Source organism: Nocardia sp. JCM 34519.1 (assembly GCF_020361265.1).
Taxonomy (GTDB): Bacteria; Actinomycetota; Actinomycetes; order Mycobacteriales; family Mycobacteriaceae; genus Nocardia; species Nocardia arthritidis_A.
In genome coordinates this window covers 382,995-393,294 of the sequence record NZ_JAIRBR010000006.1, presented here as the reverse complement: position 1 = coordinate 393,294, position 10,300 = coordinate 382,995, and the positions used below count along the sequence as shown (strand labels likewise).

Sequence of the window (10,300 nt, the reverse complement as noted above, 5' to 3'; positions counted from 1 at the left end):
ACCGCAGGGCTACGGCGGAGAGATAACCAGCACGGAGTGCGGCCCGAAAGCCCCGACAACCAGGGCCCCGGCTATCTGTGCCGGAATTACCAAGTGTCGGAGCCTGTTTCGATGCGGCTCGTCAGAGCCAGCCGCGCCTGGTCGCCTGCACACCCGCTTGGAAGCGGGTGCTCGCGCCGAGTCGTTCCAGCAGCCGGGCGGTGCGCCGCACCACCGTGCGGCGAGACATGCCGAGCCGCCTGGCGATGGTGTCGTCGGTGGCGCCGAGTCCCATCAGCGTGAGAATGGCGCGGTCGCGTTCGTCGAGCGCCTCCGCGGTCGGATTCACCGAAATCGGCGCGGCCAGCGACCACAGCACATCGAAGGTCTTCACCAGCATGTCCAGCGCGGGTGAGCCGGTGATGCGCAGGCCCATCGGATCGGGGCGGCGCTCGTCGACGTGCAGCACCAGGCTGGCCCGCTCGTCATCACTGATGATCAACTTGAAGGGCGGTTCGGGCAACGTACGGGCTTGCGCGCCACTGGCATTCGTGGACAGCGCATGACGCAGACGTTCCGCGTCCTGGTAAATCGTGTCCTGATAGAGGGTTTGGTAGCGGATGCCGTCACCGAGCCGAGATCGCTTGAGCAGGAACAACTGTCGTTCCCGCTCCAGATCACTCAGGTACGGGCCGCGCTCGATCACCTTGACGCACTTGCGCGCCGCCGTTTGCATCTCCTCGAAATCGGCCAGCATCTCCAGGCGTTCGAATACCGGGACCACGGCGCCGTTGCTGCGCGGCGAGCGCCGCACCGAACGGAAGGTCTCGCTGAGACGCGCTGCGGCCGTGTGCATCTGGTTGATCTCGTGCTGCCTGCGCCGGGCCTCGGCCTCGGACAGCGACTCCGGTGCGTGCGCGTCCCACACCACACCCCCTTCCGGGGTGATGATGCGGACGGCGGCCTGCAATTCGGCGAGCACGTCCAGGCTCACGGCGGCGGTCTCGGTGGAAACGCCCAAGTACTGCGCGATTTCGGCCAAACTCGATCGAGGATGATGCACCAGCACCGCGTATGCCCGCCCGTGTGGTGATCCCGCTTCGAAAATGTCGCCCAGCTCGGTCACCTGCCCGAGCCTAATGACCGATAGGTCCTTACGTGAGCCGATCAGTGCGGCGTGGGGCCCCACTGCATCGGAACACCCTTCGCGGCCAGCCACGGATACGGGTCGATCTTCGTGCCCGACGGATCCCAAATCTCCAGGTGCAGATGCGGACCGGTCGAGTTACCCCGATTGCCAACTGTCGCAATGACATCGCCGGTATTCACCCGCTGACCCGGATGCACGAAGAACTCGTTGACGTGACCGTAGACCGCGGTGGAGCCGTCGTCCTGCTTCACCCGCACCCACAGACCGAAGCCGGAGGCCGGGCCCGCGTCGATGACGGTGCCGCTGCTCACCGAGTGGATCGGCGCGCCGAGCTGATCGGCGAAATCGAGGCCGTAGTGGAATTCGCCCCAGCGAGAGCCGAATCCGGAGCTGATCTCGCCACCCACCGGGCGGACCGCCTGCTGCGGCGGCGCCGGGGTCATCTGCTGCTGCAGTCCCTTGATCACCTGCTCGGCCTGCGCCAGCGGACCGGCGACCTCCGGCGGCAGATTCTGCAGACCGAAGGGTGCGGCGACCGGAGCGGCCGGAGCGGGGGCGGGCGCCTCGGGCGCGGGGGCGGCATCGGCGACCGGGGTGGCGACCTGGGTGGTCTCGGCCACCGGCTCGGTCTTGGTCTGCAACTTGATGCTGCCGGACTGGTCACCGTGGTGATGCGAGCCGGGGAGCATCGGGGTCGCACCCGCGACGGCGGGCAGAAGTTGGGTGGCGGTGCCGATCAACGCACCGGTGGCAACCGCGACACCCGCGGCGACCTTCACCCGATCGCTGGTGGCCGGTTCGGCGCGGTGCCGCTTCGGGCGAACCGAAACGCCGTCGCCAACCAGGCTCATGACGGTAACGGAACTGGGACCAACTCGATGGTGCGGCAAAGCTCTGTCCTAGCGTCGGTAACACTCTGCTGGGTGTCGGTCGATGTAACGATTCGGCATCCGTTGTGACGGGAACTCTACCCCGTCGTGACCATTCCGCAACCTTCCGATTTATCACCGCTGGTGAGAGCGGGGTCACAGCTTCAACTAGGTGACACTGGAGCAGTGATCCTCGACGAAATACGCGTCCCGATCGTTCTCGCCCCCATGGCGGGCGGACCTTCGACACCCGAATTGGCCGCGGCGGTCACCGAGGCGGGCGGCCTCGGCTTCGTCGCCGCCGGATACCTCACCGCCGCGGACACCGCGGCCCGGATCAAGGCCACCCGAGCGCTGACGAGCGCACCGTTCGGCGTCAACCTGTTCGTGCCGGGCCCACCGACGCCGCAGACCGAATACGCCGCGTTCCTCGACCGCCTCCGCGGCGAATTCGAGCTCGGCACACCGAAATTCGACACCGACGACTGGACGGCGAAACTGGATCTGCTTGTCGCGGAACCGGTTGCGGTGGTGTCGTGCACGTTCGGCTGTCCATCCGCGGCCGAGATCGCGCGGCTGCGCGCCGTCGGCTCCGAGGTCTGGGTGACCGTCACCTCGGTGGCCGAGGCGCGGACCGCGGCCGAGGCCGGCGCGAATGTCCTTGTCGCCCAGGGAGCCGAGGCCGGTGGGCACCGTGGCACCTTCACCGATTCGGTGGCGGCCGATGACACCGATCCGCTCACCCTGCTCGCGCTGCTGCAACTGCTGCGGGCGGCCGTCGATCTGCCGGTGGTCGCCGCGGGTGGTCTGAGCACCGGCGCGGGCATCGCGGCGGCGCTGGCCGCGGGCGCGGCGGCCGCGCAGCTCGGCACCGTCTTCCTGCGCAGCCCGGAGGCGGGCACCAATCCGGTGCACCGCGCCGCCATCGGCACCGCGACCCCGACCATGCTCACCCGCGCCTTCACCGGTCGGCGCGCCCGCGGCCTGCGCAACCGGTTCATGACCGACTACAGCGCGGACGCCCCGGTGGCCTACCCCGAGATCCATTACGCGACAGCGCCATTGCGCGCCGCCGCCCGCGCCGCGGGCAATCCGGATGCGGTCAACCTGTGGGCCGGCCAGACCCATGAGCTCGCGGCCGAGCTACCGGCCGGCGAACTCGTCCGACAGCTGGCCGCCGAGACGAAAACCGCACTGACCACTGCACTTTCGGAACGGATTCAGGGTTGTTGACAACGACTTTCGTTTAGAATCATTGGGCATCGCAGTATTCCACTCCATTCAGGAGGAGAGCGCACATGTCCCTCGATGTTCCTGCCGCACTACTCGAACGCGCCGAGCGCGGCGAGGTCGACGACGCCGATTTCGTCGAATGTGTACGCAATTCGCTGCCGTACGCCTGGGAGGTAGTCAGCCGGGTGGCCGGTGAATTGCGTTCCGGTACAGCAGAATTCGCCGACAACGTGGTTCCACCGCCGGATGAGACGGCCCGCGGCCAGCTGCTGCGCGCCATGGCGTCCGACGCGATCCGCGGCGGATTGGAGCGCCACTTCGGAGTGAAGCTCGCCTTCCAGAATTGCCACCGAGTGGCAGCCTTCCCGCTGGCCGCGGTCGGCGGTCAGACCTACACCGAATTCATCGGCACCCGGGCCCAGCTGCTGAATCAGAGCCCGGAACTGCGTAACTGCTGAAAAATCGGGTAAACCCCGGCGCGGCAACGAATTAGAGCCGCGCCGGGGTTTTTCATGCGACATCGCCACCCCATGCCCTATTATCTACGTATGAATGCAGATAGCCAGGGAGGGCGGCCCCCGCTCGACGAGGACCAGGCGGCCCTGGTCGTCGAGGTATTCCGGATGTTGGCCGATGCCACCCGGGTACAGGTGCTGTGGGCCTTGGTCGACCGCGAACTGTCGGTGAACGACCTGGCCGGATGCGTCGGCAAACCGGCCGCCTCGGTATCCCAGCATCTGGCGAAGCTGCGCATGGCGCGGCTGGTGCGCACCCGCCGGTCCGGCACCACCATCTTCTACAGCCTGGAGAACGAACACATCCGGCAGCTGGTGCTGGACGCGGTGTACAACGCCGAACACGCCGGACCCGGAGTGCCCGCACATCACCAGGGCACGGCCGGGGTGCGCGAGCTGGCCCGGCATCGACGAGCGGAGGCGGGCGCATGAGCCACTTGAAGCGCGGGCACGGCGGGGATCACACGCACGACGCCAGCCGAATTCATGATCACAGTGATCGCTACGCGCACGGGCACACACATTCGGGCGAGCACACGCACAGCCACGAGCATGAGCACACGTCCGCGCATGCACACAGCCATCCGGACGGGCACAGCCATGGGCATCCGCACGAGCACGAGCATCCCGGCGGGATCCGCGGCATCCTCCGCGAGATATTCGTTCCGCACAGCCATGATTCGGCCGACAGCGTCGATGATGCCTTGGCGGCCAGCGCGATCGGCATCCGCGCGGTCAAGATCAGCCTGGCGGTGCTCGCCATCACCGCGGCACTACAGCTCGCGGTATTCCTCGTCTCGGGCTCGATCGCCTTGGCGGCGGACACAATTCACAATTTCTCCGACGCGCTGACCGCGGTGCCGCTGTGGATCGCGTTCGCGCTCGGCACCAGGGCCGCGACCCGGCGCTACACCTACGGCTTCGGCAGATCCGAGGATCTGGCCGGCTTGTTCGTCGTCGCGATGATCGCGATATCGGCGCTGCTGGCCGCGTACGAGGCGGCGCGTCGCCTGATCCATCCGGTGTCCATCGACCATCTGGGTTGGGTCGCGGCCGCCGGTCTGATCGGATTCCTCGGCAACGAGACGGTGGCGCTCTACCGGATCCGGGTCGGCAGGCGGATCGGATCGGCGGCGCTGGTGGCCGATGGACTGCACGCCAGGACCGACGGTTTCACCTCGCTGGCGGTGCTGGTCGGCGCGGGCGGTGTCGCGCTCGGATTCCCGCTCGCCGACCCGATAGTCGGACTGGTGATCACGGTCGCCATCCTGGCGGTGCTGCGCACGGCGGTGCGCGATGTGGTGCGCAGGCTGATGGACGCCGTCGACCCGGAGTTGGTGGATACCGCCGAGCGCGCGCTCGCGGCCGAACCCGGTGTGCTCGGGGTGCGCAGCCTGCGCATGCGCTGGATCGGGCACCGCCTGCACGCCGATGTGGAACTCGATGTGCCGCCGACGATTTCGCTCGCCGACGCGCACCACGTCGCGCACGAGGCCGAACATACGCTGACGCACGCGGTCCCCCGGCTCGATACGGCCCTGGTGCACGCCTACCCGGCACACGCAGGCTGACCACCCGACCCCGACTGCCCGGCGCGCTATCGGTGTGGCGACGGATTCCCGGTCCGGATACCCGCGACGGCTACCCTTGGGTAGCATCCCCGATGTGATGTGGATCATGGCTGGTTCTGCCACATGATGCTGACGCGCGCACGGAACCTGCCGATCCCGCCGGCCCTGCTCCGCCGGAGCCGGATCCCGGACGAATTGGAGTCCGTCGCGAGCATCGGGCCGGAGGTGGATCCGGCGGAGGCCGGACTGCCGCCCGACTACCCGGAGCAGATCTGGCGGCGCATGCGGCTGGTCTATCGCAGCGGGGCGCATCCAGCCGTGCAGGTGTGCATCCGCAGGCACGGCAAGGTGGTGTTCGATCGCGCGCTCGGGCATGCCCGCGGCAACGGACCCGATGATGCACCGGATGCCCCGAAAGTGCTTGCGACGCCGCGCACCCCGTTCGTCACCTATTCCGCGTCCAAGGGCGTCACCGCGTTCGTCGTGCACCTGCTCGTGGATCGCGGCCTGCTCGAACTGGATGCCCCGGTCTGCCGCTACATTCCCGAATACGGTTGCCACGGAAAGGAATCCATCACCATCGGGCAGGTGCTGGCGCACCGCTCCGGGGTGGCCGGGCTACCGCGCGCCGCCCTCGTACCCGAGGCCATCGCGAATCGTGAAGTGCTGGTACGGAATTTGTGCGCGGTGCACCCATCGATGCCGCCGGGCCGGTTCCAGTCGTATCACGCGCTGTCCGGCGGTTTCATCCTCGGCGAAGTGGTGCACCGGGTCACCGGGCGCGACATCCGCACCGTCCTCGACACCGAAATACTGCGGCCGCTCGGCTTCCGCTGGACCAATTACGGTGTGGCGCAGCGGTATATCCCGCTCCTCGCGCGCAATTACGTAACTGGGGCGCCGGTACTGCCGCCACTGTCCACCGCCATCGAACGACTACTCGGGGTGCCGTACGCGGAGGCCGTCGAAACCGGTAACGATCCGGCCTATCTCGGCATCATCGCGCCCGCGGCGAACGTGGTCAGCACCGCGAACGAATTCTCCCGGTTCTACGAAATCTTCCGCAGGGGCGGCGAACTCGACGGTCATCGGGTGATGCGACCGGAAACCATTGCGGCAGCGCTTGTTCCGCAGTCACGCATCGAACCCGATTTCTCGCTCGGGATGAACTTCGGCTTCGGCTACGGCCATATGCTCGGCGGCCGGGTGGTGAGCCTGTACGGCCCGGACACCAGGCGCGCCTTCGGGCATCTCGGTTTCACGAACAATGCCGCGTGGACGGATCCCGAGCGGGCGCTGTCCTGCGCGGTGCTCACCAGCGGCAAGCCGATCCTGTATCCGGAGCTCATCCGCTGGGTGGGGTTGCTGTACACAATCACCGCGGCCACCCCGAAGGTGCGCGCGTCCGACATGGCCTTCTGAGCGAAAGCCACTGTAGAAAAAGGAGTTTGGCGATGTTGAGCACCATGCAGGACGAGCAACTCTCGCTCGCCACGTTGCTGCGCTACGCATCGACGTTCGTCGGCGATTCCACCGTATCGACCTGGACCGGCAGCGGCGTGCGCATCAAGACCTATCGCGAGCTGGGCGTCGACGCGGCCCGGTTGGCGAATGCGTTGCGCGGCCTCGGTATCGGCATCGGTGACCGGGTCGGCACGTTCATGTGGAACAACACCGAGCATCTGTGCGCCTATATCGCGGTCCCCGCCATGGGCGCGGTACTGCACGCGCTGAACATCCGGCTGTTCCCCGATCAGCTGATCTACGTGGCCAATCACGCCGAGGATCAGGTGGTGCTCGTCGACGGTTCGCTGGTGCCGATGTTCAACCAATTGCTGCCGAAGATGAAGACGGTGCGCCACGTCATCGTGGTGAACGGCGACGCGGGCACGCTCACCGCGCCCGACGGCGTCCAGGTGCACGCGTATACCGAACTCCTCGCCGCACAGCCGGATACCTACGACTTTCCGGTGATCGACGAAAAGTCCGCCGCCGCAATGTGTTACACCTCGGGAACCACCGGCGACCCGAAGGGCGTCGTGTACTCGCACCGGTCCAACTGGCTGCACGCGATGCAGGTGGTCTCGCCCAACGGGATGGGCCTGTACCCGACCGATCAGATCCTGGCCATTGTCCCGCTGTTCCACGCCAATGCCTGGGGCCTGCCGTACGCCGCCCTCATGGCGGGCGCGAATCTCCTTATGCCGGACCGCTTCTTGCAGCCGGGGCCGCTGCTGGAGTGCATGGCCGATCAGCGGCCGAGTTTCGCCGCCGCGGTGCCGACGATCTGGGGCGGGGTGCTCGCGGCGCTGGCGGCCAAACCGCAGGACATCACCCATCTGCGCGCGGTGGTGGTCGGCGGTTCGGCCGTGCCGCCCTCGATGATGCGCGCCTTCCAGGACCGGCACAACGTCCGCGTCGTGCACGCATGGGGTATGACCGAGATGTCGCCGCTCGGCAGCGTCTGCCATCCGCCCGCCGGGCTGAGCGAGGAAGAGGAGTGGGCGTACCGGATCACCCAGGGCCGATTCCCGGCCGGCGTGCAGGCACGGCTCGTCGCCGACGACGGCACCGTACTGCCGAACGACGGACAAGCCTGGGGCGAGTTGGAGGTTCGCGGTCCGTGGATCACCGCCTCCTACTACTCGCCCGACGGTGTGCCGGTCGATCCGGAGAAATTCGACGACGGCTGGCTGCGCACCGGCGACGTCGGCAAGATCAGCCCCGACGGCTTCCTGACGCTGGTCGATCGCTCCAAGGATGTGATCAAGTCCGGCGGCGAATGGATCTCCTCGGTCGATCTGGAGAATGCGGTAATGGGCCATCCGGCCGTCGCCGAGGCCGCGGTGATCGGTGTGCCGGACGAGAAGTGGGACGAGCGCCCGCTGGTCGCGGTGGTACTCGCCGAGGGCGCCGCCGCCAAACCCGAAGAGCTGCGCGAGTTTTTGTCCGACAAGTTCGCCAAATGGCAACTGCCGGAACGCTGGACGTTCATCACCGAGGTCCCGAAGACCAGCGTCGGCAAATTCGACAAGAAGCGGCTGCGTGCCCAGTTCGCCGATGGCGAATTGACCGTCACCGAGCTGGCCTGATCGGCGGGTAGCCCGGATTCCTTGCGTGGCAATGGAATCCGGGCTCAGAGCCGGTCGTATATAGCGATCATCCGCTGCAGCATCTCGGTGGCGAAGTCGAGCGCGGCGATGTCGTAGTCCTCCAGTTCCGCGCGCAACGCCTCGGCCATCGCATCCAAGCGTTCGCGGCACCGCACCCGCCCCGCATCGGTGAGCGCGACCACCACCGAGCGTTTGCTCTGCGCCGAGCGCTCGCGCGTGACGTATCCGGCCGCGACCAAACCGTTGACCAACTGCGTCGTCGCGGGCCCCGTGGTTTCCGTGCCGAGCGCCAGCTGCCCGATCGACATAGGCCCTTGCTCGTAGAGCACTCGAAGGGCGCGCGCGTGGGTCAGCGAGAGGGCATCCGGTGCGCGGGTCGCGCGGCCACGCAGCCGCGAATCCGCGGCGCTGAGCCGGTAGGCCGCGCGACCCAGCCGGTCCAGGGCCGCCGCGCGGTCGGCCGATTCCGATCCTGACATGACGCCGATTCTCCATCTCGAGCTGACGGTTGACAGCCAGCATATCTTAAGTACTTAATAGATAAGTACTTAGCTTACTGGAAAGGATCACCCGATGACCGCACGTTCCGTCGGACAGAGCTGGACCCTCGATATCGCTTTGGCGCAGGGCGGTTTCGACGCACTACACCCGGAGGCCAGGGGCACTTTGGAAGAGCTCGGCTGCGACCACACCGATTTCGACAAGGTCTTCGCCATGGTCAAGAGCGGTGCCATGCTGCCGAAAGCCTGGGCGACCATCGCCGAGCAGGCCGAGGAGCGCGCCGCTCATCACGAGCGCAATGGCTTCGCCCGCACCGCCGCCGACCTTTACACGAGGGCCGCGGTGATGTGGGGCCGGGCGCAGTACTCGATCTTCGATGCGGCCGATCCGCGCAAACTTGCCTTCCGCGCACGCACCAACCACTGCGTCGAACGATTGGGCGCACTGCGCGGCGGACTGGTCCGGCGCGTCGAACTGGACTTCGACGGCAAGCGGATCTTCGGACTGCTACACCTGCCCGCGGGACCGGTGCGCAACGCGCCCGCCGTCATCCTCGGCCCCGGCATGGACATGATCAAAGAGGACTACATCCACACCGCCGAGCGGTATTACACAGCGCGCGGCATCGTCGCACTCTCCATCGAGGGCCCCGGCCAAGGCGAGAGCCGGGCCAATGGACTGACCGTCGACCTCACCAATTATGAACGCGCCGTTGGCCGTTTCCTCGACTACCTCACCGAGCTACCCGAGGTCGACCCGCACCGCATCGGCATGTTCGGCATCAGCATGAGCGGCTACTGGGGCTCCCGTGCCGCCGCCACCGATCGGCGGCTGGCCGCGCTCGCCGCCTTCGAGGCGCCGACGGGTGACTTCCGCACCATCTTCGAGAGTGCGCAACCCAGCTTCAAGAACAACTACATGTACATGTCGGGCTACACCGACGAGTCCGCTTTCGACCGAGACTTGGCCGCGCACATGCCAATTGGCGACCTCGTCGCCGACATCACCTGCCCGGTGCTGTACGGCATCGGCGAATTCGACGAGCTCACCCCGCTGGAGCAGGCCCTGGCAAACTACGAACTGGTCCAGGCGCCCAAGGAGATTCGCGTCTACGAGGGCGAATTCCACCCGCTCGGCGGTGTCGCCGCGGAGGTCTTCCGCTTCGGCGCCGAATGGTTGGAACGCGCGCTCGACGGCGAATTCGCCGAACCGAATCGCGATGTGCGCCACTACGTCCACCGCGATGGCCGCACCACCGACGGCACGGCGGATCCGCAGTGGTGGCTCGGCACCACGCCCGCCGCCCTCACCGCAGTCCGTTCCAGTCGGTGACCAGGGTCGCCGTATCCGCTCGGCAGCCAGAGGCACG

10 protein-coding genes are annotated in these 10,300 nt (G+C 67.1%); 7 read left to right on the top strand and 3 right to left on the bottom strand.

Annotation, left to right across the window (positions count from 1 at the left end; genetic code table 11):
* Positions 1-121: 121 nt before the first annotated feature.
* Entirely contained in the window at positions 122-1,105 is a 984-nt protein-coding gene (locus LGY53_RS18885) for a LuxR C-terminal-related transcriptional regulator (RefSeq protein ID WP_225727962.1), read from the bottom strand.
* Positions 1,106-1,146: 41 nt separating this feature from the next.
* Positions 1,147-1,980, bottom strand: a complete 834-nt coding sequence (locus LGY53_RS18880; RefSeq protein WP_225727961.1) for a M23 family metallopeptidase — start codon at positions 1,978-1,980, stop codon at positions 1,147-1,149.
* 204 nt (positions 1,981-2,184) lie between these two features.
* On the opposite strand from LGY53_RS18880, the gene LGY53_RS18875 reads away from it, so the two are divergent.
* The 6 genes from LGY53_RS18875 to LGY53_RS18850 all read left to right on the top strand — a co-directional run bounded on the left by LGY53_RS18875 (position 2,185) and on the right by LGY53_RS18850 (position 8,409).
* Positions 2,185-3,231 carry a nitronate monooxygenase family protein gene (locus LGY53_RS18875; protein ID WP_225727960.1) on the top strand — a complete coding sequence of 349 codons (1,047 nt, stop codon included), beginning with the start codon at positions 2,185-2,187 and terminating at the stop codon, positions 3,229-3,231.
* Positions 3,232-3,296: 65 nt separating this feature from the next.
* On the top strand, positions 3,297-3,689 hold the full coding sequence (locus tag LGY53_RS18870) for an SCO5389 family protein (RefSeq protein ID WP_167472037.1): 393 nt from the start codon (positions 3,297-3,299) through the stop codon (positions 3,687-3,689).
* A 90-nt stretch (positions 3,690-3,779) separates the two neighbouring features.
* Positions 3,780-4,178 carry a metalloregulator ArsR/SmtB family transcription factor gene (locus LGY53_RS18865; RefSeq protein WP_225727959.1) on the top strand — a complete coding sequence of 133 codons (399 nt, stop codon included), beginning with the start codon at positions 3,780-3,782 and terminating at the stop codon, positions 4,176-4,178.
* The gene (locus LGY53_RS18860; protein WP_225727958.1) at positions 4,175-5,317 is read left to right on the top strand and encodes a cation diffusion facilitator family transporter; all 1,143 of its coding nucleotides are present in this window, start codon (positions 4,175-4,177) and stop codon (positions 5,315-5,317) included. Before LGY53_RS18865 ends, LGY53_RS18860 begins: the two co-directional genes overlap by 4 nt.
* 123 nt (positions 5,318-5,440) lie before the next feature.
* Positions 5,441-6,739 carry a serine hydrolase gene (locus LGY53_RS18855; RefSeq protein ID WP_225727957.1) on the top strand — a complete coding sequence of 433 codons (1,299 nt, stop codon included), beginning with the start codon at positions 5,441-5,443 and terminating at the stop codon, positions 6,737-6,739.
* 32 nt (positions 6,740-6,771) lie between these two features.
* Complete coding sequence (locus LGY53_RS18850) at positions 6,772-8,409, top strand: long-chain fatty acid--CoA ligase (protein ID WP_225727956.1); 1,638 nt, start codon at positions 6,772-6,774, stop codon at positions 8,407-8,409.
* A gap of 44 nt (positions 8,410-8,453) precedes the next feature.
* On the opposite strand, the gene LGY53_RS18845 is transcribed toward LGY53_RS18850, so the two are convergent.
* Positions 8,454-8,909, bottom strand: coding sequence for a MarR family winged helix-turn-helix transcriptional regulator (locus tag LGY53_RS18845; RefSeq protein WP_167472033.1), 456 nt, complete (start codon positions 8,907-8,909; stop codon positions 8,454-8,456).
* A 94-nt stretch (positions 8,910-9,003) separates the two neighbouring features.
* On the opposite strand from LGY53_RS18845, the gene LGY53_RS18840 reads away from it, so the two are divergent.
* Positions 9,004-10,263, top strand: coding sequence for an alpha/beta hydrolase (locus LGY53_RS18840; RefSeq protein ID WP_225727955.1), 1,260 nt, complete (start codon positions 9,004-9,006; stop codon positions 10,261-10,263).
* Positions 10,264-10,300 lie beyond the last annotated feature (37 nt).